The organism is Rahnella perminowiae (assembly GCF_019049695.1).
Taxonomy (GTDB): domain Bacteria; phylum Pseudomonadota; class Gammaproteobacteria; order Enterobacterales; family Enterobacteriaceae; genus Rahnella; species Rahnella perminowiae.
The window spans coordinates 1-24153 of the sequence record NZ_JAFMOT010000167.1 but is presented as its reverse complement, the minus strand read 5'-3'; the positions used below and the strand labels follow the sequence as shown (position 1 = coordinate 24153).

General features: G+C 50.4%; 21 protein-coding genes. 9 read left to right on the top strand and 12 right to left on the bottom strand.

Going from position 1 to position 24153, the window contains the following annotated elements; translation table 11 throughout:
• Positions 1–56: 56 nt before the first annotated feature.
• Positions 57–767, bottom strand: coding sequence for a LysM-like peptidoglycan-binding domain-containing protein (locus J1781_RS08110; protein WP_217220210.1), 711 nt, complete (start codon positions 765–767; stop codon positions 57–59).
• A 255-nt stretch (positions 768–1022) separates the two neighbouring features.
• Here J1781_RS08110 and fklB point away from each other — a divergent pair, with 255 nt between their 5' ends.
• The gene (gene fklB / locus J1781_RS08105; RefSeq protein ID WP_129954281.1) at positions 1023–1643 is read left to right on the top strand and encodes a BamJ family beta-barrel-assembly machinery protein; all 621 of its coding nucleotides are present in this window, start codon (positions 1023–1025) and stop codon (positions 1641–1643) included.
• A gap of 65 nt (positions 1644–1708) precedes the next feature.
• Here the strand turns inward: fklB and ytfE are convergent, their stop codons facing one another.
• Together ytfE and J1781_RS08095 are read right to left on the bottom strand one after the other, a co-directional pair.
• Positions 1709–2374, bottom strand: a complete 666-nt coding sequence (gene ytfE / locus J1781_RS08100; protein ID WP_217138281.1) for an iron-sulfur cluster repair protein YtfE — start codon at positions 2372–2374, stop codon at positions 1709–1711.
• A gap of 124 nt (positions 2375–2498) precedes the next feature.
• Positions 2499–4448: a bifunctional 2',3'-cyclic-nucleotide 2'-phosphodiesterase/3'-nucleotidase gene (locus J1781_RS08095; RefSeq protein WP_129954285.1), complete on the bottom strand. Its 1950-nt coding sequence runs from the start codon at positions 4446–4448 to the stop codon at positions 2499–2501.
• A 198-nt stretch (positions 4449–4646) separates the two neighbouring features.
• Between J1781_RS08095 and cysQ the strand changes: the two genes are divergently transcribed.
• On the top strand, positions 4647–5393 hold the full coding sequence (gene cysQ, locus J1781_RS08090; RefSeq protein ID WP_129954287.1) for a 3'(2'),5'-bisphosphate nucleotidase CysQ: 747 nt from the start codon (positions 4647–4649) through the stop codon (positions 5391–5393).
• 36 nt (positions 5394–5429) lie between these two features.
• Here cysQ and J1781_RS08085 read toward each other — a convergent pair whose 3' ends face one another.
• Positions 5430–5987, bottom strand: a complete 558-nt coding sequence (locus tag J1781_RS08085) for a YtfJ family protein (RefSeq protein ID WP_217219316.1) — start codon at positions 5985–5987, stop codon at positions 5430–5432.
• A gap of 303 nt (positions 5988–6290) precedes the next feature.
• On the opposite strand from J1781_RS08085, the gene J1781_RS08080 reads away from it, so the two are divergent.
• On the top strand, positions 6291–6497 hold the full coding sequence (locus J1781_RS08080; RefSeq protein ID WP_014333674.1) for a stringent response modulator YtfK: 207 nt from the start codon (positions 6291–6293) through the stop codon (positions 6495–6497).
• Positions 6498–6610: 113 nt separating this feature from the next.
• Here the strand turns inward: J1781_RS08080 and J1781_RS08075 are convergent, their stop codons facing one another.
• Complete coding sequence (locus tag J1781_RS08075) at positions 6611–7960, bottom strand: polyamine export protein PaeA (protein WP_129954291.1); 1350 nt, start codon at positions 7958–7960, stop codon at positions 6611–6613.
• A 227-nt stretch (positions 7961–8187) separates the two neighbouring features.
• A complete protein-coding gene (msrA, locus tag J1781_RS08070) occupies positions 8188–8823 on the bottom strand; it encodes a peptide-methionine (S)-S-oxide reductase MsrA (RefSeq protein WP_408004151.1) in 636 nt (211 codons plus the stop codon).
• Between the two features lie 271 nt (positions 8824–9094).
• Between msrA and tamA the strand changes: the two genes are divergently transcribed.
• Genes tamA through J1781_RS08055 form a run of 3 tightly spaced genes read left to right on the top strand, consistent with a single transcriptional unit; the run spans position 9095 to position 15028 of the window.
• On the top strand, positions 9095–10831 hold the full coding sequence (gene tamA / locus J1781_RS08065) for an autotransporter assembly complex protein TamA (protein ID WP_129954295.1): 1737 nt from the start codon (positions 9095–9097) through the stop codon (positions 10829–10831).
• The gene (tamB, locus tag J1781_RS08060) at positions 10828–14643 is read left to right on the top strand and encodes an autotransporter assembly complex protein TamB (RefSeq protein ID WP_217233423.1); all 3816 of its coding nucleotides are present in this window, start codon (positions 10828–10830) and stop codon (positions 14641–14643) included. Before tamA ends, tamB begins: the two co-directional genes overlap by 4 nt.
• 31 nt (positions 14644–14674) lie before the next feature.
• Positions 14675–15028: a gamma-glutamylcyclotransferase family protein gene (locus tag J1781_RS08055; RefSeq protein WP_013573790.1), complete on the top strand. Its 354-nt coding sequence runs from the start codon at positions 14675–14677 to the stop codon at positions 15026–15028.
• Between the two features lie 116 nt (positions 15029–15144).
• On the opposite strand, the gene ppa is transcribed toward J1781_RS08055, so the two are convergent.
• Positions 15145–15675 (bottom strand): inorganic diphosphatase, encoded by a 531-nt coding sequence (ppa, locus tag J1781_RS08050; protein WP_129954299.1) that lies wholly within the window; start codon positions 15673–15675, stop codon positions 15145–15147.
• A 316-nt stretch (positions 15676–15991) separates the two neighbouring features.
• Between ppa and J1781_RS08045 the strand changes: the two genes are divergently transcribed.
• Positions 15992–17563, top strand: a complete 1572-nt coding sequence (locus tag J1781_RS08045) for a methyl-accepting chemotaxis protein (RefSeq protein ID WP_129991637.1) — start codon at positions 15992–15994, stop codon at positions 17561–17563.
• Between the two features lie 125 nt (positions 17564–17688).
• Here the strand turns inward: J1781_RS08045 and fbp are convergent, their stop codons facing one another.
• A complete protein-coding gene (gene fbp, locus J1781_RS08040; protein WP_129954303.1) occupies positions 17689–18693 on the bottom strand; it encodes a class 1 fructose-bisphosphatase in 1005 nt (334 codons plus the stop codon).
• 167 nt (positions 18694–18860) lie between these two features.
• Here fbp and mpl point away from each other — a divergent pair, with 167 nt between their 5' ends.
• Entirely contained in the window at positions 18861–20246 is a 1386-nt protein-coding gene (mpl, locus tag J1781_RS08035; RefSeq protein WP_217218898.1) for a UDP-N-acetylmuramate:L-alanyl-gamma-D-glutamyl-meso-diaminopimelate ligase, read from the top strand.
• Between the two features lie 307 nt (positions 20247–20553).
• Here mpl and yhcN (J1781_RS08030) read toward each other — a convergent pair whose 3' ends face one another.
• The 3 genes from yhcN (J1781_RS08030) to argR all read right to left on the bottom strand — a co-directional run bounded on the left by yhcN (J1781_RS08030) (position 20554) and on the right by argR (position 22205).
• Positions 20554–20817: a peroxide/acid stress response protein YhcN gene (gene yhcN / locus J1781_RS08030; RefSeq protein WP_129954307.1), complete on the bottom strand. Its 264-nt coding sequence runs from the start codon at positions 20815–20817 to the stop codon at positions 20554–20556.
• Positions 20818–21018: 201 nt separating this feature from the next.
• Complete coding sequence (gene yhcN / locus J1781_RS08025; protein ID WP_129954309.1) at positions 21019–21282, bottom strand: peroxide/acid stress response protein YhcN; 264 nt, start codon at positions 21280–21282, stop codon at positions 21019–21021.
• A 452-nt stretch (positions 21283–21734) separates the two neighbouring features.
• Entirely contained in the window at positions 21735–22205 is a 471-nt protein-coding gene (gene argR, locus J1781_RS08020; RefSeq protein WP_095923673.1) for a transcriptional regulator ArgR, read from the bottom strand.
• Positions 22206–22668: 463 nt separating this feature from the next.
• Between argR and mdh the strand changes: the two genes are divergently transcribed.
• The gene (gene mdh, locus J1781_RS08015) at positions 22669–23607 is read left to right on the top strand and encodes a malate dehydrogenase (protein WP_129954311.1); all 939 of its coding nucleotides are present in this window, start codon (positions 22669–22671) and stop codon (positions 23605–23607) included.
• 44 nt (positions 23608–23651) lie between these two features.
• Here the strand turns inward: mdh and J1781_RS08010 are convergent, their stop codons facing one another.
• Positions 23652–23924 (bottom strand): helix-turn-helix domain-containing protein, encoded by a 273-nt coding sequence (locus J1781_RS08010; RefSeq protein ID WP_129954313.1) that lies wholly within the window; start codon positions 23922–23924, stop codon positions 23652–23654.
• Positions 23925–24153 lie beyond the last annotated feature (229 nt).

Genomic DNA, 24153 nt, shown 5'->3' with positions numbered 1-24153 from the left:
GTTTTGCTTTTCTGCGTTCAGGAAAATGTACAGACAGGGAAAGGATAAAAAACGGATCAGTTGCCGCGCTGGAAACTGCCGTCCGGCTGACGGGTAAATGTCACCGTAACATTTTGATCAGTTGTCACTTGCAGGGCCATGACCACTCCCTGTGCATCACGCTGTATCTTCACTTCCTGCCCGGTCTTCAGAGTGCTCAGCGGTTTGTCCGCTCCTTCTACCCGTGCCATCGAAAATACATCATTGACCGCCATATTATTATCGCGGAACAACTGTGCCAGCGTCTGACCCGATTGCACCTGATAACTGCGCCATGTACCGCTGTTGTCATTACTCTGCGGCTGAACAGGCTCAGGCTGCGCCATTTGCGTAGTACGACCCTGATCGTTACGCAAATCGGCCTGCATGGGGATGCTGGTCGGTTGTTGCGATTGCGACGGTGTATAGGTATTTTCTGGCGTATACGGCCACAACAACGCCAGCAGAATCACCAGGACAGCGAGAATAATGCCGCGGCGGTGTGCATATGGCAGGGGCGACAACCAGTGAAAATCGTCACTCATATGCCAGATTTTGCTCAGCAGCGTTTTGCCCCGGGTTGAGGCGGAAGTTCCGGTCTCCGTTTCTGCAGACGTGATTTCACTCTCACTTTCACTCTGCGGCGCTGTGGTGTCGCGCATCGGCCTTTTCATAATGGCAATCCAGGATCTCAACATGGGTTGATAAATACGGATGGCTTTCCTTCTCCTGGGCGGGATTCTGCCCATGACGACCTCTCTTGTTAACTGTCGTAATGTCGACTGCCTGTTGCTGCCTAGTATAGCTGTTTAACTGCTTGATGCGGAAAGGGACAAAGCACAAATATCACCCAAACGATGCCCTGAAGGCTATCAAATGCGAAAAATTTCCCGAAAAGGGGAAGGAACTGCGTCTGCTGTCATGTTGCCTTACAGAGGATTTTACCCAAAAGCCTTGCGCTGCTATGCTGCGCCTTCGATATTTTTAAGAGCTAAGGAAATTTCATGACTACCCCTTCATTTGACAGCGTAGAAGCGCAGGCAAGTTACGGTATCGGCCTGCAGGTCGGTCAACAATTGCAGGAATCAGGTTTGCAGGGCTTAGAGCCTGACGCACTGCTGGCAGGCTTACGCGATGCGCTGGAAGGGAATACGCCAGCCGTTCCTGTTGACGTGGTTCACCGCGCGCTGCGTGAAGTCCACGAACGTGCTGATACTGTTCGTCGTGAACGTCAGGAAGCTCTGGCTGTTCAGGGGCAGGAATTTCTGGCGGCCAATGCACAGCGCGAAGGCGTGAGCAGCACCGAATCCGGTCTGCAATTCTCTGTCATCACTCAGGGCGAAGGTTCAATCCCGGGCCGCCAGGATCGTGTACGTGTTCACTACACCGGTAAACTGATTGACGGCACTGTGTTCGACAGTTCCGTACAGCGTGGTGAACCGGCTGAATTCCCGGTCAATGGTGTTATCGCAGGCTGGATCGAAGCACTGACCCTGATGCCGGTAGGTTCTAAATGGGAATTGTATATCCCACATAACCTGGCTTACGGTGAACGTGGTGCGGGTGCTTCCATCCCTCCATACAGCGCACTGATCTTTGAAGTTGAGCTGCTGGAAATTCTGTAATTCCTCAGGGATAACAGCAACAGAAAAGGGCGCTTATGCGCCCTTTTCTGTTGCTGAAACCTGACTTATTCGCCACGCAGCGCGCGCGGGAACAACAGGTTGTTTTCCAGATGGATATGCTCCATCAGGTCGGTGATAAATTCGTTGATACCGGCGTACAGTGCCCGCCAGGTCACACACGCCCCGTCAGGCGGCGTTACACCATTGGTCAGGCGTTTAATCTCTTCCAGAATCTGTCCCGCATCATCGTGCTCACGTTCCATGACTGAGATCGGACCGGCGGCCTGACGGCCCATTCCGCCGCGTATCATTGGGAACAGGATCTGTTCTTCTTTCATCATGTGGCTGGTCAGCTCTTCCAGAATCAGTTGCAGTTGAACCGCCAGTCCGTGCGGGCAAGGTAATTTGTCACCGTGTACCCGTTCCACTTTGCCGGCCATCAGAATCAGTTCCGGCAACTCCTGACGGTGACGGTCATGGTAGCGTGGAATAATAAAATCGATAATTTGCGCCAGCGGTGCGGTTTTCCAGTCAGTAGAGGTATCCGGCAGTTGGGCAATTTCAGCAATCTGTTGTTCGATGAGATCAATATCCAGCTCTTTTTTGGTAACCGCGCGCAACAGGGTTTGTTTACCACCGCAGCAAAAATCGAGATCGTACTGACGGAACAAACGTGTAGCACGCGGAATGGCAACAGCCAGAGCGCCAAGGGGTTGGTCGCGATAGTCCATGATGAAGCCTCGTTAAATGAAAGAATCTATAACATGCATTATAAATGCATGTTTAAGTCACGGCTATAGCTCAAAGGAAGTACAGGAAGAAAAAACGCCCCAGGCGGGGCGTTTAAAGGGAGCATTATTTTTGCAAATCGACCCGATAAATCTCGAAACCGATGGCATCCGGGCCTGTTGCCGTCATCGGATATTGAGCGTGGGTTTTGATGAAGTTTGCAGCTTTCTCACCAGGCGAGGTTTCGAAACGGATATCCAGAGGCTGCGATGCCTGAATTGGCGCCAGCTTCCAGTTGTTGTCTGCCGTTGGCGTGACTGCGCCCGCTTTTTTGGTTTCGGCGCCGATGTAGGCCGCAACCACAGAACGGTTTTCATCCGGTGACGCAAACGCGATGTGCGTATCGCCGGTACCTGCGAATTTCCCACCGTAAGCCCGGTAGTTATTGGTGGCAACCAGGAAGGTGGCTTTCAGGTCAATCGGCTTACCGTTGTAGGTCAGGTTTTTAATACGTTCCGCATCTTTATTGATCAGCGTGCATTCACCGTCGAATTTCGCCGGCTGGCTGACATCAATCTGGTAATTCACGCCGTCGATGACGTCGAAATTATAAGTACGGAAACCGTCCCAGTTGATCAGCGACTGCGGTTTAGTGTTGTTCACGTCAATCTGATTAAACTGCCCGGCGGAGCATTCCAGCCAGTCTTTCACTTCCTGCCCGGTGACTTTCATCACCACCAGCGTGTTCGGATACAGATACAAATCCGCTGCATTACGGAAAGTCAGTTCGCCTTTTTCCACTTCCACGAAACTGGCCGGATCGTTTTTACGGCCGCCGACTTTAAACGGCGCCGCAGCAGACAGTACCGGCAGACCGGCTAAATCCGGGTCGCCCTGAATGAAATGTTCGGTATAGGCTTTCTGCGCATTATTGACGATTTGTACCGTCGGGTCGTCCTGAACCAGCGCCAGGTAGCTGTACATATTGTCGTTGGATTTGCCGATTGGCTTACTGACAAATTTACGCGTTGCGTCGTGAGAGGAGGCGAGTACTTTCACCAGACCCTGATCTTCCGCCGCCAGCGATTTCTTCTGCTCTTTATCGTAAATCGGGCGCGCTTCGGCTTTGGCGGTTTCGACTTTCCAACTGCCGCTGTCATTGTTCAGTACCATATCCACGACGCCCAAATGGTCGCCCCACATGCCCGGCATGACGGCAGGAACGCCATTCAGCGTGCCTTGTCTGATATCCGCGCCTTTGATGCTCGCGAATTCTTCGCTCGGAAAAACGGCGTGCGCGTGGCCGAACAGGATGGCATCGATGCCTTTTATCTGGCTCAGGTAATAGACCGAGTTTTCTGCCAGGGTTTTATAAGGATCGCCCGACAGGCCGGAGTGCGGAATAGCGACAATAATGTCGGCACCTTGCTTACGCATTTCCGGGATCCACTTTTTAGCGGTTTCGGTGATATCCGCCACGGTGACTTTGCCCTGCAGATTGGCTTTGTCCCAAACCATGATTTGCGGCGGCACGAAACCGATATAGCCGATGCGCAGATTATGGGATTTACCTTCTCTGTCTTTTACCGCGTTTTCGGTGATCAGGAACGGCGTGAACAGGGGCTTACCGGTTTTCACATCAATCACGTTGGCGTTCACATAAGGGAATTTTGCACCTGCAAGCGCTTTTTGCAGATAATCCAGACCGTAATTAAATTCGTGATTGCCGAGATTGCCTACGGCGTAACCGAGTGTGTTCATTGCCAGATATACGGGGTGGACGTCGCCCTGTTTCAGGCCCTTTGCCGCCATATAATCGCCCAGCGGGCTACCCTGAATGATGTCACCGTTGTCGACTAATACTGAGTTGGTTGCTTCGTTACGTGCCGCATGGATCAGGCTCGCAGTGCGCGCCAGTCCAAATTTATCGGTCGGTTTATCTTTGTAATAATCGAAGTCCATCATGTTGCTGTGCAGGTCCGTAGTTTCCATAATGCGCAGATCCACCTGTGACGCCTGAACGGATGCCGCCGTCAGTGCCGCCAGCAGGGATAACGTCAGATGACGCTTATTCATTGCCTTGCCTCCAGAGAAAGGGATGATGCCCGTAAAGAAAAACCGGATATGTATCTCAAAGTTTGATGAGAATGTAATCAGCTGTCATGGATAAATGTGAGATATAACAACTTTATGGGCTGACTACATTACGGGATAGCTATTCGTAGTAAAAAAAACTAGGCTTTAGTCATGAGAATTAATGCCCTGAGGTAAACGATGTTAGAGCAGATTTGTCAGTTAGCGCGCGATGCCGGTGACGCGATCATGGCGGTGTATGACGGTGAACAACCGCTCGACGCACGCCATAAAAAAGATGATTCACCGGTCACGGCAGCCGATATTGCCGCGCACCACGTGATTAAAGCCGGCCTGCAAAGGTTGGATCCACAAACGCCGATGCTGTCGGAGGAAGATCCGCAAAGCTGGAGTGAACGTCAGACCTGGACACGCTACTGGCTGGTTGACCCGCTGGATGGCACCAAAGAATTCCTGAAACGTAACGGTGAATTCACTGTGAATATTGCGCTGATCGAAGACGGTATTCCGGTGTTAGGCGTGGTGTACGTGCCGGTGACCCAAGTGATGTACAGCGCTGCAGAAGGCAAAGCCTGGAAAGAAGAGCAGGGCGTGCGTCAGCAGATTGCCGTGAAAGAAGCACATCCGCCGCTGGTGGTTGTCAGCCGTTCACACTTCAGTAATGACCCTGAATTGCAGGATTATCTGGCACAACTGGGCGAGCATCAGACTGTGGCGATTGGCTCGTCACTGAAGTTTTGTCTGGTGGCTGAAGGGGCTGCGCAGCTTTATCCGCGCTTCGGGCCGACCAATATCTGGGATACCGGTGCCGGGCATGCTGTCGCGCTGGCCGCCGGAGCGCAGGTACATGACTGGAAAGGCCAGACGCTGAACTATGTGCCACGCGAGTCGTTCCTGAATCCGGGCTTCAGAGTGTCTTTATTCTGATATGACACCCCGGTTTGTGGCCGGGGTTTTCACGTTTTATTCTTTTACCAGGCTATCCACCAACGTAATCACCTGCTGAACATCCTGCGGCGACAATTGTCCGTCTTTAGCGAATTTAATCACTCCGTTTTTATCCAGCACCACTACCGCCGAGCTTTCCGGTTGCAGTTGCCACGCCTTTTTCACCACGCCGTTGCTGTCGACAATCACCTGCGACCACGGAAATTCACGTTTGCCACTTTCAATGCTTTTGCGCACAAACAGGCCGGTGCCGATAATAGCATCGTCAGTATTGACGATAGTGGTGGTCTGGTAACGGTCATGCGGTAAGTTTGCTGCTCTGATGGCGCTGATCAATGGCTCATTCAACGCTTTAGCGCTGCTTCTTCCCGCCATGTGCTGCACGATACGCACTTTTCCAGGCAGTTTGGCGCTGTTCCATTTGCTGTAACTGAACACATCATTAATGTCATTAAGTTCGCCTTTATCATCCACCCCGACCGGTGCCAGACGCTGACCCACGGTAAAGTTGTGGGCAGAGGCAAAAAGCGAAAATGTCATAAAACTGATCACAAAAAGACTTCTTAAAAGCATAGATTCTCCGGGGCACAAAAGAACAGTCACGCCAATCATAGGACGCTGTAAGTGGTCTGTCCTGTTGGTATGTTAAATTTGTGTTGCTGGTTACAAAATTGCCACATAAGGCAGGGTTATACTGCATTTGAATGTCAGGGTTTAAGACAATACTGAAAAGCAATGTAAAAGCAGTTAAATCCACTGGCAATGCCTGACTGCCCTGCTATGTTATAGGTCTCTTCACTATATTTTTCTGTCCCGGTATCTGTCGCCCTGCGACGTGGCCGGTACTGTAGTGATTTAACGGAGAACAATAGAAAAATGAGAATTTTCCAGCGTTACAATCCGATGAAAGTCGCAAAGTACGTTAAGACACTGTTTCGTGGACGTTTGTATATCAAGGACGTCGGCGCTTTTGAGTTTGACCATGGCAAGATTTTGTTGCCCAAGGTTCGTGATAAGCGCCATTTTAGCGTGATGTCTGAAGTTAACCGGCAGGTTACGCATTTACAGACAGAAATGGGCTAATGGCCTTGCGTGTTGTCACTGCGATTTCGCAGCGTACGCAAAAAAAAACGGCTCCCTGCAGGAGCCGTTAGTGTTTCTGATATTTGAATTTTCCATGCTTGCAAAAAAACGCCTTACCCCTGCGCTTTCTTCTCGTCTTTAATTTCCTGCGGCGTTTTTGGCAACAGAGGGGTCACCGGTTGATCGACAATACGCGTCACCAGTAACTGATCAATCTTGTAGCTGTCGATGTCGACCACTTCGAATTTATAGCCGGCGAATTTCACAAAGTCTGTGCGTTTCGGGATTTTACGCAGCATGAACATCATAAAGCCGCCGATGGTTTCATAGTTGCCGGATTGCGGGAATTCCTCGATATGCAGTACGCGCATCACGTCTTCGATAGGTGTCCCCCCCTCGATCAGCCATGAATGCTCGTCACGTGCCACAATCTGTTCTTCCATGCCCTGACCGACAAGGTCACCCATCAGGGTTGTCATCACGTCATTAAGCGTGATTATGCCAACTACCAGCGCATATTCATTGAGGATAACGGCAAAGTCTTCACCCGCCGCTTTGAAACTTTCCAGCGCTTCGGAGAGCGTGAGGGTATCCGGCACAATCAGCGCATTGCGAATCTGCACGCCGCTGCTCAGCATTAAACTCTGGTTACCCAGCACGCGGTTCAGTAAATCTTTCGAATCGACATAACCGACAACCTGATCAATATGACCGTCACATACCAGGAATTTGGAATGCGGGTGGGTGGCGATTTTCTCTTTAATGCTTTCTTCGCTTTCACGCAGGTCAAAAAATATCACGCTTTCACGTGATGTCATGGAAGACGGTACAGTGCGGGATTCCAGCTCAAACACGTTTTCAATCAGCTCATGTTCCTGCTTACGCAGCACACCCGCCAGCGCACCAGCCTCTACCACCGCATAAATATCGTCGGAGGTGATGTCGTCGTTGCGCACCATCGGTAGTTTGAAAATGCGAAAGATCGTATTGGCCATTCCGTTGAAGAACCACACCATCGGGCGGCAGATCATCAGACAGAAACGCATCGGGTTGACTATACGGACGGCAACCGACTCAGGTGAAATCATACCGATGCGCTTCGGTGTCAGGTCAGCAAACAGAATAAACAAGCTGGTAACCAACACGAAGGAACAGATAAAGCTGATTTGATCCGCCAGTTCAGGCGACATGAAGCGGATGAAAAACGTCTGGAAAGCAGGGGAGAATGCGGCATCACCCACAATACCACCAAGGATCGCGACGGCATTGAGGCCAATTTGCACAACCGTAAAGAACAAACCAGGCGTCGCCTGTAATTTCATAACATGGGCGGCATTGACGTTTCCTTCGTCTGCCAACTGTTTAAGTTTTATCTTGCGGGAAGCGGCCAGCGATATCTCAGACAGCGAGAAAAAGGCACTGATCGCGATTAATAAGAGAATCAGTAAGATACTGTTTAACATAATCTATCCGTTTAACACCGAACTTAACCGGCAGGGAAAGGCACTCATTATTTTTGTTGCTTAAAGAACACCATTTTAAGAAAACCATTAAAAAGTTGTTCAGAAGAAAAAAGCGTTAAGAATGAAAAACAAAGATAATTGCCAGAAATAGTTTCAAGTGCCACATTTGTGACCCGCATAGTATAGCAGCAGCACTGAGACTGCCGCCAGCGCTTAAAAATGCCGCATTATTGCGGCGGCAGACAGACGCCGATGCCGCCTAATCCGCAGTAGCCTTCCGGGTTTTTAAACAGATATTGCTGATGTTCGTCTTCTGCATAATAGAACGGCAGGGCTTCGGTGATTTCCGTGGTGATGGTGCGTTTATCGTTCGCTTCGTCCATCGCTTGCTGGAAACTCGCCAGGCTTGCCAGCGCCTGATCCTGCTGTTCTGCACTCAGCACATACAGCGCGGAGCGATATTGCGTGCCGATATCGCCGCCCTGACGCATGCCTTGCGCCGGGTCGTGATTCTCCCAAAAAATCTGCAGCAGTTTTGTGTAGCTGATTACCGCCGGGTCAAAGACCACACGCACGACTTCCGCATGGCCTGTCTGGCCAGTGCACACTTCCCGATAGGTCGGGTTCGGTGTGAAACCGCCGCTGTAACCGGCTGCCGTGCTGTAAACCCCTTCCTGTTGCCAGAACAAACGTTCTACACCCCAGAAGCAGCCCATCGCAAAAATCGCGACTTCCATGTTATCAGGGACATGTGTCATTGAATGATCATTTACTGCATGAAGGGTCGCCACCGGCATAGGGGTTGTACGGCCAGGTAACGCTTCTGCCTGAGTGACAGACTGCGTTTTATCGGAAAGTTGCACCACGGGAAACTCCAGTTGTTGCTTTAGTGAACGAGGTTTGTAACAAAAAGTTGGTACGAATAACAACGACCACAGGTCAGTGTTAGTTGTATCTGATTGCGTCTTTGCACACAATACGGAGGACGTTGCTTCGTCGTTGAACATTTTCAGAGGATTAGCACTAAAATGCTTTCATCAGACGTTAAAAAGATGAATCTGCCAAAGACGGGCGGATAATCTCCGGCGGGCATCTGATATTTTAACAGGACAGTAAAATTTAGCAGGAGTGCGTGTGCCACGATATCGTGAACTGGGTTTGTTATTGGTACTGCTGGCCCCCTCACTTTCCATGGCAGCGAAGGTGCGTTTGCAACTGGAAGGCCTGGATGGCGATTTAGAAAGGAACGTCCGCGTTCGTTTATCATCAATTCAAAGCGATGAAGTCGGGGCTAACGGACGGTTCCGTGCCCGTGTGAGTACCGCCATTGAGCAGGGTTTACGGCCACTGGGGTATTATTCGCCGACCATCGATTTTGATTACCGTGAAACGCCGCCGCCGGGGCGTCCGGTTTTGATTGCCAAAGTGACACCGGGAATACCCGTAAAGATCGCTGGCACCCGCGTAGTGATTGAAGGGCAGGCGGAAAAAGATAATGAATTCGAACAGCTCAAACAGCGCGATGTACCTGCGGTAGGGACGATTTTAAACCACGGGACGTACGACAATTTCAAAAGCGCATTGACCGGCATTGCCCTGCGCAAAGGCTATTTTGACGCCACGATGCGCAAAAGCCAGCTGGGTGTCATCGAAGATGAACACAAAGCGTTCTGGGACATTCAGTTCGACAGCGGTGAGCGTTACCGCTTCGGTGACGTCCATTATCAGGGATCGCAGATCCGTGATGAATATCTGCAAAATCTGGTGCCATTCCATCAGGGCGATTATTACACCACCGCGCAACTGGCTGAACTTAACCGTCGCCTGTCTGCTACCGGGTGGTTTAATTCCGTTGTCGTGTCCCCAGATTTTACTGATGCCAAAACCACGAAAACTTTGCCGCTGAATGCCGTGGTGTCACCGCGTACCGAAAATACGATCGAAACCGGTATCGGTTATTCCACGGACATCGGCCCGCGGGTGACGGCCAACTGGAAGAAACCGTGGGTTAACGATCGCGGGCAGAGTTTTGAAACCTCAACCACGCTTTCCGGACCGGAGCAATCTTTAGATCTCAGTTATAAAATTCCGCTGCTGAAATCCCCGCTGGAACAATACTATCTGGTGCAGGGCGGCTTCAAACGTGAAGATCTTAACGATACCAATTCAGATTCCACGACGGTGAACCTGGCGCGTTATTGGGATCTTTCCAGCGGCTGGCAACATGCGGTCAATCTGCGCTGGAGCCTCGATCACTTTACGCAGGGTAGCGTCACCAATACCACCATGTTGATCTACCCGGGCGTCAGTCTCAACCGCACGCGTCAGCGCGGCGGCCTGATGCCAACCTGGGGCGATTCCCAGCGTTATTCTCTTGATGTGTCCAACACCACCTGGGGGTCTGACGTCGATTTTGCAGTCGTTCAGGCGCAAAACGTTTGGATCCGTACGCTGGCTGACAAACATCGTTTCGTATTTCGTGGCAATCTCGGCTGGATTGAAACCAACGATTTTGAGCGTGTGCCGCCGTCCCTGCGCTTCTTCGCCGGGGGTGACCGCAGCATTCGCGGCTACAAATACAAATCCATTTCTCCGCGGGATGACGAAGGCAAACTGACCGGTGCGTCCTATCTGGGCACCGGTTCGGTGGAATATCAGTACAACGTAACCGGAAAATGGTGGGGTGCGGTGTTTGTCGATTCCGGCGAGGCGGTTAATGACATTACACAAAACGATTTCAAAACCGGTGCGGGTGTGGGTGTGCGCTGGGCTTCACCGATCGGCCCGGTGAAACTCGATGTTGCCGCCCCTGTGGGTGACAAAGATGAGCATGGATTGCAGTTTTATATCGGCTTGGGTCCGGAATTATGAGTTTATTTAAAAAGATCTGCCTGGGATTCCTGATTTTCCTGGTGTTGTTAATCAGCCTGGTGGCCTTTCTGGTCGGCACACAAACCGGCCTGCATCTGTTAATCAACGGCGCTAACCGCTTTGTGCCGGGGCTGAACATTGCCAGTACCGAAGGTGGGTGGCGTGACCTGACGCTGAAAGGTGTGCATTACGAAATGCCGGGCGTTGATGTCAAAGCCGGGGAGTTTCACCTCTCCCTTGATTTCTCCTGCCTGAAAAACAGCGCGCTGTGCGTCAATGCGTTGCGGGTTAAAGACGTTAATGTGGTGGTCAATACCCAAAAAATGACACCCGCCGCCGCACAACCTGAGCCCGAAAACAGCGAGCCGCTGACCAATCTCAGCACGCCGTATCCGATCACGTTGCGCTTACTGACGCTGGATAACATTAATATCACGCTGGATGACCGGGCTATTTCTCTGGCGTCATTCCGTACAGGGGCCCGCTGGGAAGGCCGCGCAATCCAACTGATGCCCACGCGCATTGGCGGATTACTGATTGCGCTGCCGAAAACGCCGGTCAGCCCGTTACCGGAAGTGGTGCAGGCCGCGCAGGATAAAGCCGTCGAAAAAGCGACCGGCAAACCAGCGGAACCGGCGGCGGTCGTGCCGGAGAAGCCGCTGGGTGAAACCTTGCAGGCATTGTTCGCCAAACCGCTGCTGCCTGAGCTCCCTGATTTCCGTCTGCCGGTCGATCTGGATATTCAGCAAATTCTCGCCGAAAACCTGCGCCTCACCGGTGACACTGATGTGCTGATCACCCGTTTCGAGCTGAAAGCCAGTACGCAAAATCAGCGTGTGACGCTGGATAAACTGATCGTTCGCTCGCCGCAGGGCTCGGTGGATGGTGTGGGGCAGGCGACACTCAACCAGAACTGGCCGGTTGAAATGACCGTCAATACCGCCGTGAATATCGATCCGCTGAAAGGCGAGAAGATCAAACTGAAAGTGGCGGGCGGGCTGCGCGATAAGCTGGATGTTGGTCTAAATCTTTCCGGCCCGGTCCGTGCTCAGCTTGCGCTGCAAACGCAACTGGCAGAAGCCGGATTGCCGCTGGACCTGAAACTCAGCAGCGATGCGCTGCAATGGCCGCTGACCGGTACACCGCAATATCAGGTGAAAGGTTTCACGTTTAACGTCAGCGGTAAAGCGACCGGTTACGCACTTTCGCTACGTTCCGATTTCAAAGGCGATCAGATCCCGCCTGCCACATTGACGCTTGACGGTACAGGCAATGTTGAGCAGTTCAGGCTGAAGTTACTGCGTCTGGCCGCGCTGGAAGGGAATGCCGACCTGACCGGTGTGGTGGACTGGAGTAAAGCCATCAGCTGGAACAGTGAACTGAAGCTGACCGGCATTAACACAGCCAAACAATATCCGGACTGGCCGTCGAAGTTGCAGGGCAAAATCACCACGCGCGGCAGCCTGTATGGCGGTACGTGGCAGATGCAGATCCCCGTATTGGACCTGACCGGGAATGTTAAGCAAAACGCCGTTAAAGCGCAGGGTAACGTGCGTGGAAACAGTTACGGTCAGTGGGATATTCCACAACTGCACCTGGAACTGGGCCGCAACAATCTGGATGTAAAAGGCACACTCAGCGATACCTGGGATCTGGACGCCAAAGTGGACGCGCCGCATCTTGATGGCGCTTTACCGGGGCTGGGCGGCGTAGTGAAGGGAATGCTGCAACTGCGCGGGGATCTCAAGGCACCGAAGTTGCTGGCGGATCTGACCGCGACGGGTCTGAAATGGCAGGCATTGACGGTGCGCCGCGTGGATATTAAAGGCGATGTCAGCTCTACCGATCAGATCCAGGGCAACCTTGCCGTGCGTGTTCAGCAGCTTAAACAGGATGCGCTGGATATTACCGATATCAATCTCGATGCCAAAGGTGACGAGAAAAAACATGAACTGACGTTAAAAGTTGAGGGCAAACCGGTTTCAGGTCACCTGGCGCTGAACGGTAGTTTTGACCGTGCGACCGAGGAATGGAAAGGCAGTATCACCAATACTTTGTTTGATACCCCGGTCGGACAATGGCGTCTGAACCGTTCGGTTGCACTGGATTATTTCAATAAAGAGCAGCGAATTACCGTTGGCCCGCATTGCTGGCAAAACCCGAACGCGGATTTATGTGTGCCGAAAACAATTGATGCCGGCGCCAGCGGACAGGCGAGTGTGGTACTCAACCGTTTTGACCTGGCGATGATCAAACCTTTCCTGACAGATGACACACAACTGAGTGGTGTTTTCAGTGGGAAAGCCGATGTGAGCTGGAAAGCGGAAGGTGGTCTGCCGCAGGCCAGCGTTTCACTGGTGGGTAAAGGTGTCAAAGTTCAGCAACTGGTACAGGGCAGCCCGCTGCCGGTAGCATTTGATACGCTGAATCTGAACGCCGGGCTGAACAACGGGCGTGCCAGTCTCGACTGGCTGATTAAAATCACTCACAACGGTCAGCTTGACGGCAGCATCCAGATTGCCGATCCGCAGGGAAAACGTAACCTCAGCGGTAATGTGAATATTGCCCGTATCTCAATGGACTTGCTGCAGCCCGCGCTGATGGACGGTGAAAAAGCCTCGGGTATTTTGAATGCCAGTCTGCGTCTCGGCGGCAATGCACAGAAGCCGCTGGTCTTCGGCAAACTGGCACTAACCGATGTGGATTTTGACGCGCAATTTATGCCGTTTGATATCACTGATGCCAATATAGGCATCAATTTCAACGGCATGTCTTCCATCATGGAAGGGGTAATCAAAACGGCACAGGGCCAGCTCGAACTGAACGGTAACGCCGACTGGAGTGAGCTTAACGCCTGGCGCGCCCGGATTGCGGCCCGGGGCAACAAAGTGCGGGTTTCCGTGCCGCCGATGGTCCGTCTGGACGTTTCGCCGGATTTAGTGTTTGATGCCACACCGCAGTTGTTCTCGTTAAACGGAACGGTAGATATTCCCTGGGCGCGCATTACGGTGCAGGAGTTACCGGAAAGCGCTGTAGGCGTATCGTCGGATGAAGTGATGCTCAACGATCAGCGTCAGCCGATCGCACCGGCTTCAGCCTCTATTCCGATCAATAGCAATCTGATGGTGAACATTGGTAAAGATGTCCGCCTCGATGCCTTTGGCCTGAAAGCCCGGCTGGAAGGTGCGCTGAAAGTGGCACAGGACAGCCGAGGTCTGGGACTGAACGGGCAAATTAATATTCCGTCCGGACGCTTCCATGCCTACGGGCAGGATCTTATTGTGCGTAAAGGCCAGTTGCTGTTTTCCGGTCCGGCGGACCAACCGCTACTGAATCTGGAAGCGATCCGCAACCCGGATGCGACAGAAAATGATGTAGTGGCTGGTTTGAGAGTGACCGGTGAGGCTGATGCGCCTAAACTTGAAATATTCTCAGATCCGGCGATGTCGCAGCAGGAAGCCTTGTCCTACCTGCTTCGCGGGCAAGGACTAGACAACTCCGGAGGAGACAGCGGCGCAATGACTTCAGCCCTTATCGGGTTAGGGGTTGCGCAAAGTGGTAAACTTGTGGGTAAAATCGGCGAGGCATTCGGTGTCAGCAATCTGGCGCTGGATACTCAGGGCGTGGGAGACAGCTCTCAGGTCGTGGTCAGTGGTTATGTTTTGCCGGGCTTACAGGTGAAATATGGCGTCGGAATATTCGACTCACTGGCAACGCTCACCCTGCGCTACCGGTTGATGCCCAAACTTTACCTGCAGGCGGTATCGGGCATCGATCAGGCATTGGATTTGCTCTATCAGTTTGAGTTCTAATTCATGTGACTTTTACTATACGAATATAAACATGCGAATAATTGTTTACGGTAGCTTACGACGCAAGCAAGGCAACAGTCATTGGATGACGAATGCTCAATGGTTGGGTGACCATGAGCTGGAAGGGTACGCCCTGTATAATCTGGGTCATTATCCTGCTGTTATACCAGGGGAAGGCAAAGTCTATTGCGAAGTTTACCGCATTAACTCGTCCATTATGGCTGAGTTAGATGAGCTGAAAAGTAATACGAAAGATTATCGTCGTGAGCTGATTTCGACACCTTATGGCAGCGCCTGGATTTACCTCTACATTCGCTCACTGGATGGTGTGCCGAGAATTGAGGGTGGCGACTGGGTTAAGCGTAACGAAGCAGTAAGTGAGTAATCTGAGCAAGGTCGTCTTAAAATAATCGTTGTCTGACAGCGCTTAATACATAAAAAAACACCGCCATCTGGCGGTGTTTTTTTATCCGAACGTTGGTCGTTCAAACGGCAGAAAACTTATTTGTTTTTAGCACGTTCGAAAGAGGTCACGATTTCAGCTTTTGCTGCAGCAGCATCTGCCCAACCGTCAACTTTGACCCATTTGCCTTTTTCCAGCGCTTTATATTGCTCGAAGAAGTGGGTGATCTGGCCGCGCAGCAGTTCTGGCAGGTCATTCACATCTTTAATGTGATCGTATTCTTTGCTCAGTTTGGTGTGCGGAACCGCAACAACTTTCGCATCTTCGCCAGATTCGTCCGTCATTTTCAGAACGCCTACCGGACGGCAACGGATCACAGAACCTGGTTGCAGCGGGTATGGTGTTGGAACCAGAACGTCAACCGGGTCGCCATCCAGAGACAGCGTGTGGTTGATGTAACCGTAGTTGCACGGGTAGAACATCGCAGTAGACATGAAACGGTCTACAAACAGTGCACCGGTGTCTTTGTCTACTTCGTACTTGATTGGGTCTGCGTTTGCAGGGATTTCGATCACTACGTAGATATCTTCTGGCAGTTCTTTGCCTGCCGGCACATTCAGTAAGCTCATTGTTGGTTTCCTTCGTTGAACCAGGAATAGAGTGCTGCACATTATAGCCAACTCTCCCGCGATTTCCCGCCCTTTTCATCGAATCGTATATGCGCATTCCCCGGCATGACCTGCTGTTCAACCCCGGCTGAATCTTCCGTCCTGGCAGTAAAATTTACTTGCCTGACATTTTTCCGCGTAACTGCCTGTTTTTCCATTTCTTATCAAGATATTCAAACTATTGCCGATAACAATATTCAAACAAAAAATCAGGATTAACCTGATCCCTACCCATCTGATGCAACTCCTTTTCACCTGAATGGCTGGATAACACCGTATGTTGAATAAGTTGAGCGTAAAAGCCGGTCTGATTGGCCTGCTGGTAGTTATGACATTGATTCTGTTGCTGGTTAGCGTACTGGGTGCAAATGCCATCCGGCAAAGTGCGATTTCGCTGCAACACATTAACCAGCTTCAGGGCGATGAACTGGGTTCACTGGCCGACAGCTACAGTTTTTCGCTGCGCACGCGTGTTGCCAGCGGTGTGGCGGTGCGTCAGCTGGAAATTGGCATGATGGATGATGCGAAAAATACAGCGAACCGCATTGCCGGTTATATCCAACAAGCCGATGCCGATCTGGCGAAATTTGTCAGCATCCAGGATGATACTCAGCAAGGCAGAGATTTATCCGATGCGGTGAAGAAAACCTATGATGCCTATAAAGCTAACGGATTAATGCCGCTGCTGGCAGCAATCCAGGCGCAAAGTGCAGACGGCTATTACGATGTGCTGGAAAATAAAATCACGCCTTACAGCAATGCTTATGATAAAGCGCTGGCGGATTTCCGTACCTACGCCGTAGATAACACCCGTCAGCGGATCGAACAGGCCCGCGCCAATGCACGTATTCAGCTGACGGTGATTATCACGAGTTTTATCATCGCGCTGATTATCGCTGTGCTGGCGTGGTTCGCGTTGCAAAAAATCATTATGCATCCGCTGAATTTCTCTATCGCGCAGCTTGAATATATCGCCAGGGGCGATCTGACCCACGAAATAGATGATTCCCGTAATAACGAAATGGGGCGTCTGCTGAAAGCGATGAAGCAGATGCAGGATTCACTGGCGTTGTCTGTCGGTCGCGTACGTGATGCCGGAAATCAGATCGATGTCGGCTCGCGCGAGCTGGCTGCCGGTAACGTCCACCTGGCGCAGCGCACCGAAGAATCTGCAGCGTCGCTGGAGGAAACTGCCGCGAGTATGGAACAACTGACTTCAACCGTTCGCATGAATGCGGCAAACTCTGACCAGGCTAATCAGCTGGCGCAAAGTGTGTCATTGATTGCGAATAAAGGCAGTGAGGTCGTCCATCAGGTCATGGATAAAATGCAGGGCATCACAGAGAGCTCAAAACGTATCGGCGATATTATTACGGTCATTGATGGCATTGCCTTCCAGACCAATATTCTGGCGCTGAATGCGGCGGTTGAAGCTGCGCGTGCAGGTGAGCAGGGCCGCGGCTTTGCCGTGGTGGCGGGTGAAGTGCGAAGCCTGGCGCAACGCAGTGCTCAATCTGCCAAAGAGATTAAAGAACTGATCGTGGATTCTGAAAGCCGGGTCGCTGAAGGTTCAGAGATGGTGAAATCCGCTGCAGACACTATGCTGGAAATCTCCGGCGAAGTGACGCGTGTGACCAGCCTGATGCGTGAAATTTCTATCGCGACGACAGAACAAACGCACGGCATCGAACAGGTGAACGTGGCGATTACGCAGATGGATCAGGTGGCGCAGCAAAATGCCGCGCTGGTGGAGCAGGCGACAGCAGCCACGCGTTCACTGGAAGAGCAGGCGCAGTTACTGGCAAAAAGCATGGCGGTATTTAAACTCAATCGCGCCGATCATTTCTGAGAACAGAAATCCTGAACGGTAAACAATAAAAAAGGTGACCCTAAGGTCACCTTTTTACATTCAGGTCAATGCGAAGCTACACAGCGACCACGCTCATGTTGTGATGATTCTGATATGTCGTTCAGTTATTCATCCGGGAACTGGGCGATAAAGCGTTCTGCGTCTTCAACCATCGAACAGTTGCCTACAAAGAAGGGTGCACGCTCATGCAGTTTCTGCGGGATGATATCCAGAATACGGTTTTTACCGTCACTGGCTTTACCGCCTGCCTGCTCGGCCAGGAAAGCCATTGGGTTGCATTCATACAGCAGACGCAGTTTTCCGTTCGGATGGCTGGCCGTGCTTGGATAAATATAGATGCCACCTTTCAGCAGGTTGCGGTGGAAATCTGCCACCAGCGAGCCGATATAGCGTGAGGTATAAGGGCGTTGCGTCGCTTCATCCTGCTCCTGGCAATACTTGATGTATTTTTTAACGCCAAGCGGGAATTTAATGTAGTTGCCTTCGTTGATTGAGTACATATTGCCCTTTTCAGGGAAACAGACTTTTTCATGAGAGAGACAGAAAACACCGAGTGAAGGATCATAGGTAAAGGCATGCACGCCTGCGCCGGTGGTGTAAACGAGCATGGTGGAGGATCCATACACCACATAGCCTGCGGCAACCTGGCGGTTCCCCGGTTGCAGAAAGTCAGCTTCTGTTACCGGCTGGCCCAGCGGGGTAGTACGGCGGTAAATCGAGAAAATTGTTCCGACAGAGACGTTAACATCGATGTTTGAAGAACCATCCAGCGGATCCATCAAAATGACGTATTTTGCGTTTTCAGCGCGTTCACCTTCGAAAATGACAATTTCATCTTCTTCTTCCGATGCGATACCGGCAATTTCACCACGCGCCTTCATTGCGGCTTTTAATTTTTCATTGGCGTACAGATCAAGCTTCATCTGTACTTCACCCTGCACATTCTCTGCACCACTGGTACCCAGAATGTCGACCAGACCCGCTTTGTTGATATCACGGTGAATGATTTTAGCGCCGAGTTTTATTGCTGAAAGTAACGCCGTGAGTTCACCCGTTGCATGTGGAAAATCTTGCTGCTTCTCAACAATAAATTCGCCTAACGTTTTCATGACACTTTCCCTGAATCGAGGATAGATAACGGTACGTTAATAAAAATTTCACAAGAACGTGAGCAGTTTAGCCCAAATATATGGATGAATCATAGGCAAATCCATTTCTTCTGGAGGATTCTGAGCGTTAGAATAGCGGCTGACTTAAAGGCATTAATGGAAAATATATGCGCATTCATATTCTTGGGATTTGCGGCACGTTTATGGGCGGGCTGGCGATGCTGGCACGTGCACAGGGGCATCAGGTAACCGGTTCGGACGATAACGTTTATCCACCGATGAGTACGCTGCTGGAAAATCAGGGAATCGACCTGATCCAGGGGTACGATCCTGCCCAGTTAGATCCTCAACCGGATCTGGTGATCATCGGCAACGCGATGACGCGCGGTAATCCTTGCGTCGAAGCCGTGCTGGAGCAGGGGATCCCTTATGTCTCGGGCCCGCAATGGTTACATGATCATGTCCTGCCAGAGCGCTGGGTCATTGCTGTTGCGGGGACGCACGGTAAAACCACCACTGCCGGCATGGTCACGTGGATCCTGGAGGCTTGTGGTTATGAACCCGGATATGTCATCGGTGGCGTTCCGGGCAATTTTGAGGTGTCCGCGCGTCTGGGCAACAGCCCGTTTATGGTGCTGGAAGCCGACGAATATGACTGTGCGTTCTTCGATAAACGTTCCAAATTCGTTCATTACAGCCCGCGTACGCTGATCCTCAACAACCTTGAGTTCGATCACGCTGACATCTTTGATGATCTGAAAGCGATTCAGAAACAGTTCCACCATCTTGTACGTCTGGTGCCAGGCAAGGGGAAAATCATTCTGCCTGAGCACGACACGCCGCTGAAACAAGTGATGGCAATGGGGTGCTGGAGTGAGCAGGAATTTGTCGGTGATGCCGAAAATTGTGTATGGGATGCGAAAAAACTGACGCCGGATTCCAGCACTTTCGAGGTTTATCTGCATGGCGAAGCCGTCGGGCAGGTGAACTGGAGTTTGGTTGGCGAGCACAACATGCATAACGGTCTGATGGCGATTGCTGCTGCACGCCATGTGGGTGTGAAGCCGGAAGATGCCTGCAGGGCACTTGGCGATTTCATTAATGCCCGCCGTCGCCTTGAATTGCGCGGCGTAGAAAATAACGTCTGCGTGTACGACGATTTTGCTCACCATCCGACGGCTATACTGGCGACGCTTGCTGCATTGCGCAGCAAAGTCGGCGGAACTGCGCGTATTCTGGCGGTGCTGGAGCCCCGTTCAAATACCATGAAAATGGGCATGAGTAAAAATGAACTGGCACCTTCGCTGGGCCGTGCTGATGAAGTTTTCCTTTTACAGCCACAGCACATTCCCTGGCAGGTGGCCGAAGTGGCTGAACATTGTATTCAGCCAGCTCACTGGAGTGCAGATGTCGATTCTCTGGCGGATATGGTGATTAAGGCCTCGCAGCCTGGCGATCATATTCTGGTCATGAGCAATGGCGGATTTGGTGGCATACATGAAAAGCTGTTGGCGGCACTGGCTGTTAAAGCGAAAACCGTCCCGGAGCAATAATCCTGGCGCATTATGAGAGTTAAGCACAGCAGTCGCTGTGCTTTTTTTATGTCTGTGAGTGGCCGGAGCAAGTCATTCAAGTCATTAACGGGCAAAAAAAAGCCCTCGAAAAGTTGAGGGCCAAAGGGTGTCGTCGGACAGGACGACGAGGGTATCGTTAGCAAGAGAGTCAGGCAGTGGCAGTGTCAACTTTCTTTCCAGCCTCAACAGCGCTCATTATCACTGGTTTGTGGCTGTTGAAACCCGGTAACGCTAATTCAATAAATACTCAAACAGTGGTTTTATCTCAGTGAGAAACTCAGAAATCTTATTGATAGATTTCTGCTGTCGCGTGATAAGCGCCGTTGTTATAAGCCTCGATCACACGGAAAGATTTCGCGCCTTTGCTTTCAGCTTTATCAGACAACTGCTGGCGGATATCCATTGGCACGCCGTTGACGCCACTGACGCTAATCGTGCCCATAGGTCGCAGATTTTCTGCTTGCTGGTTTGTGACAAGCTGCGCGGCAGAGGTAGCAAAAGAAACAGCAGACAACAGGCTAAGTGCGGCAATAGTGGTAATAATTTTCATGATATTTTCCTGAATATACAGACGTTGGTGCTTTTCATCAGAGAGCAACGTCAATTGAGGTTTGGATTTATCAGGGCTGTAATATCGGGTTCAGGAGCACGTAAAGCGTGCGGGAACGTAGATGGTGCAGTGACAAATCCTTCTTAGTGCGCATTGCGCGGGCCTGAGTCATTCAGGCCCCTTCGCTTCTTTTACCTGAACTTATTGGTAAATTTCTGCGGTCGCGTGGTAGTTACCTTCCTCACGAACTTCGATAACTCGGAACGCTTTAGCACCTTTGGTATCGGCTTTATCTGACAGCGCCTGACGGATATCTGATGGGGCGCCGGCTACGCCACTGACGCTGATCATGCCTGTTGGCTGCATTGTTGAAGCTTGTTCTTGCGTAACAGGTTGTGCTGCAAAAACACCAAATGACAATGCAGAGAGAATGCTTAATGTTGCGATAGTAGTTTTAACTTTCATGATTTTGACCTCGTCGATTTTATTATGTTTCTAACAACTGGTGCTTCACACCACGGAAATGAGTATACATCTAGTCACGGTATAAATTAATAGCGGGCTAATAGTAATTTGGGTTGTTATATGTCAACTATTTGTATTTTTAATAACAAAAAAGCATAAAAAAAGAGTAAAAAATGGTCTTTTTAGGTTAATTTTTCGTAAAATCAATAAGTTGAATGAATTTGACTATTTGTGCTTATTTTTGCTGTGAATCACATACTGGAAAACTTTATGTGACGGGATGGCGTGGTTTGTGACGGAATTTAACCGAAATGGGGGTGTGCGGGCGGCTGTTTTGATAAACGCAAAGGCAGTAATAAATGAAGGGAAGTGTATTGAATGAGGTCAGAGGGAGTGATCTTCTGACCTCAGGCACAGAATGAGGGCGTCAAAAGGAGCAAAATGTTGCAGCCCTATAGCTCTTGCTCAAACAAACTAAGAATCGCATCGTGTAATTGTTTGACGCTAAATCCGCGGGCCGGTGTCGTGAAGATCGTATCATCGCCGGCAATGGTTCCGAGGATCCCTTCGGATTTCCCCAGGGAGTCAAGTAAACGCGCGATCAGTTGTGCGGCTCCCGGGCTGGTTCGGATCACCACAACGGCATCGTTATAGTCGATATCCAGCACCAGATTTTTCAGAGGGCTGGTCGTTGTCGGCACGCCAATCTCAGCAGGCAGGCAGTACACCATTTCCATCTTCGCATTACGGGTTCTGACGGCACCAAATTTTGTCAGCATCCTTGAGACTTTTGACTGATTGATATTTTCGAAACCATCATCCTGAAGAGCGACAACAATCTCGCCCTGAGAACTGAATTTCTCTTCCTTCAACAGCGCTTTGAAGGCTTTGATCAAATCTTCCTGTTTAGCAGGATTACGCATTTTGCACCCTGGTCTCTGAATCATAGTGGGGCTGATTATGCAGATAATTGAATTTTTATGCAACAGAGGTTAACTGCAAAAATCATTAATTAAGCTTGCGACAAGGAATGTAAGTGACGAATTTCCCACGATGATTTCATGAATATGCCAAAATTTTGCATTACGGCTGAGCTATATTGCACAAGAGTTTACTCTCATGATCTCGATTCAGCTCTCACATTGGACCGAATTTAACCATTTATTAACCTGGCCTATTTTGTGGTGCTACTTTTAATGATGAAGCTTTCCGATAAAAAGTGATTAAAAGCGGAAAAGGTCGACCAGGAGGTGTTTTTTTACTTTCTAAACGACCCACCTCAGATTCTCTGCAGGTAAGCGATTGTTTTTAACGGCGTAAGTGATTAAGGTCACACCCAATTAATTCCACGACACTTATAAGTTAATGATAAAAAAGGAGTATAGGATGAAAGTTGCAGTTCTAGGTGCTGCGGGTGGTATCGGTCAGGCCCTCGCGCTTCTGCTCAAGACCCAGCTACCTTCCGGTTCCGAACTCTCATTATATGATATCGCACCGGTCACTCCGGGTGTCGCCGTCGATCTCAGCCATATCCCTACCGCGGTTAAAATTAAAGGTTTCTGTGGTGAAGATGCTAAACCCGCTCTGGAAGGGGCCGACATCGTCCTGATTTCTGCGGGGGTGGCACGTAAACCGGGTATGGATCGTTCAGATCTGTTTAATGTGAATGCCGGGATTGTGCGCAATCTGATCCAACAAGTTGCCAGTACCTGCCCGAAAGCCTGCATCGGCATTATTACTAACCCGGTAAATACCACAGTCGCGATTGCTGCGGAAGTATTGAAAAATGCTGGTGTCTACGACAAAAACAAACTGTTTGGCGTAACGACCCTGGATACCATCCGCTCCAATACTTTCGTGGCTGAACTGAAGGGTAAGCCACCGGAAGATATCGAAGTGCCGGTTATCGGCGGCCACTCTGGTGTGACGATTCTGCCTTTATTGTCCCAGATCCCTGATATCTCTTTCACTGAAAGCGAGATTGCTTCTCTGACTCAACGTATTCAGAATGCCGGGACTGAAGTGGTGGAAGCTAAAGCCGGTGGCGGATCTGCGACGCTTTCGATGGGGCAGGCGGCTGCACGCTTCGGACTTTCACTGGTACGGGCGATGCAGGGTGAAAATAATGTGGTGGAATGTGCTTATGTGGAAGGTAAAGGCGATCATGCCCGATTTTTCGCACAACCCGTTCTGTTAGGCAAAAATGGTATTGCAGAACTTATCGATGTCGGTCAGCTCAGTGCGTTTGAACAACAATCGTTGGATTCTATGCTGGATATTCTTCGCAAAGATATTGAGCTCGGTGAACAGTTTATTAATAAGTGATCATTGAACAAAGCCGCCGGGTTAACTGGCGGCTTTTGCTTTTCTTAACGCGGTGTTTCATGGGTCGGACGGCAACGGCGTTCGATGATTTGTGAGGTTTTGGGATCAAAATACCGGCTAGGCCAGATCAGCGAGGGATGGACACCCAAAGCACCAGCGATAAGCAATTCTCCTTTTGGCCACGGCCGTGATAAGGCATTAGAAAGTGTCGAAGAGCTCAGGCCTGCTGATCGTGATACTGCTGCGAGTGTGGTGCCCTTCTTTCTCAGTGCTGCAATAATATCTGCCTGATGCCAGTCTTCATTCCTTGTCGTCATGATATTTTCCTTCTGAAAATGACTTTCAATAAATATTTTATTAAACATAGATTTCAATACTGAGTGCACTCATTATATCAACCATATCAATGTTTCCTAAAATCCATTATTTTACTTATTTAGAAAATACATTCTTATTTTGATTTAGACAAACAAGTAAATTCCTTTTGCTTTTTGTGATTTGTATCGGTTTATAATATTTACATTGAATAACATTAAAATGAAAACG

Excerpts from the sequence above, each read along its gene's own strand:
- J1781_RS08110 (WP_217220210.1), bottom strand. The coding sequence starts at position 767 with ATGGGCAGAATCCCGCCCAGGAGAAGGAAAGCCATCCGTATTTATCAA.
- fklB (WP_129954281.1), top strand. The coding sequence starts at position 1,023 with ATGACTACCCCTTCATTTGACAGCGTAGAAGCGCAGGCAAGTTACGGT.
- ytfE (WP_217138281.1), bottom strand. The coding sequence starts at position 2,374 with ATGGACTATCGCGACCAACCCCTTGGCGCTCTGGCTGTTGCCATTCCG.
- J1781_RS08095 (WP_129954285.1), bottom strand. The coding sequence starts at position 4,448 with ATGAATAAGCGTCATCTGACGTTATCCCTGCTGGCGGCACTGACGGCG.
- cysQ (WP_129954287.1), top strand. The coding sequence starts at position 4,647 with ATGTTAGAGCAGATTTGTCAGTTAGCGCGCGATGCCGGTGACGCGATC.
- J1781_RS08085 (WP_217219316.1), bottom strand. The coding sequence starts at position 5,987 with ATGCTTTTAAGAAGTCTTTTTGTGATCAGTTTTATGACATTTTCGCTT.
- J1781_RS08080 (WP_014333674.1), top strand. The coding sequence starts at position 6,291 with ATGAGAATTTTCCAGCGTTACAATCCGATGAAAGTCGCAAAGTACGTT.
- J1781_RS08075 (WP_129954291.1), bottom strand. The coding sequence starts at position 7,960 with ATGTTAAACAGTATCTTACTGATTCTCTTATTAATCGCGATCAGTGCC.
- tamB (WP_217233423.1), top strand. The coding sequence starts at position 10,828 with ATGAGTTTATTTAAAAAGATCTGCCTGGGATTCCTGATTTTCCTGGTG.
- J1781_RS08055 (WP_013573790.1), top strand. The coding sequence starts at position 14,675 with ATGCGAATAATTGTTTACGGTAGCTTACGACGCAAGCAAGGCAACAGT.
- ppa (WP_129954299.1), bottom strand. The coding sequence starts at position 15,675 with ATGAGCTTACTGAATGTGCCGGCAGGCAAAGAACTGCCAGAAGATATC.
- J1781_RS08045 (WP_129991637.1), top strand. The coding sequence starts at position 15,992 with ATGTTGAATAAGTTGAGCGTAAAAGCCGGTCTGATTGGCCTGCTGGTA.
- fbp (WP_129954303.1), bottom strand. The coding sequence starts at position 18,693 with ATGAAAACGTTAGGCGAATTTATTGTTGAGAAGCAGCAAGATTTTCCA.
- mpl (WP_217218898.1), top strand. The coding sequence starts at position 18,861 with ATGCGCATTCATATTCTTGGGATTTGCGGCACGTTTATGGGCGGGCTG.
- yhcN (WP_129954307.1), bottom strand. The coding sequence starts at position 20,817 with ATGAAAATTATTACCACTATTGCCGCACTTAGCCTGTTGTCTGCTGTT.
- yhcN (WP_129954309.1), bottom strand. The coding sequence starts at position 21,282 with ATGAAAGTTAAAACTACTATCGCAACATTAAGCATTCTCTCTGCATTG.
- argR (WP_095923673.1), bottom strand. The coding sequence starts at position 22,205 with ATGCGTAATCCTGCTAAACAGGAAGATTTGATCAAAGCCTTCAAAGCG.
- mdh (WP_129954311.1), top strand. The coding sequence starts at position 22,669 with ATGAAAGTTGCAGTTCTAGGTGCTGCGGGTGGTATCGGTCAGGCCCTC.
- J1781_RS08010 (WP_129954313.1), bottom strand. The coding sequence starts at position 23,924 with ATGACGACAAGGAATGAAGACTGGCATCAGGCAGATATTATTGCAGCA.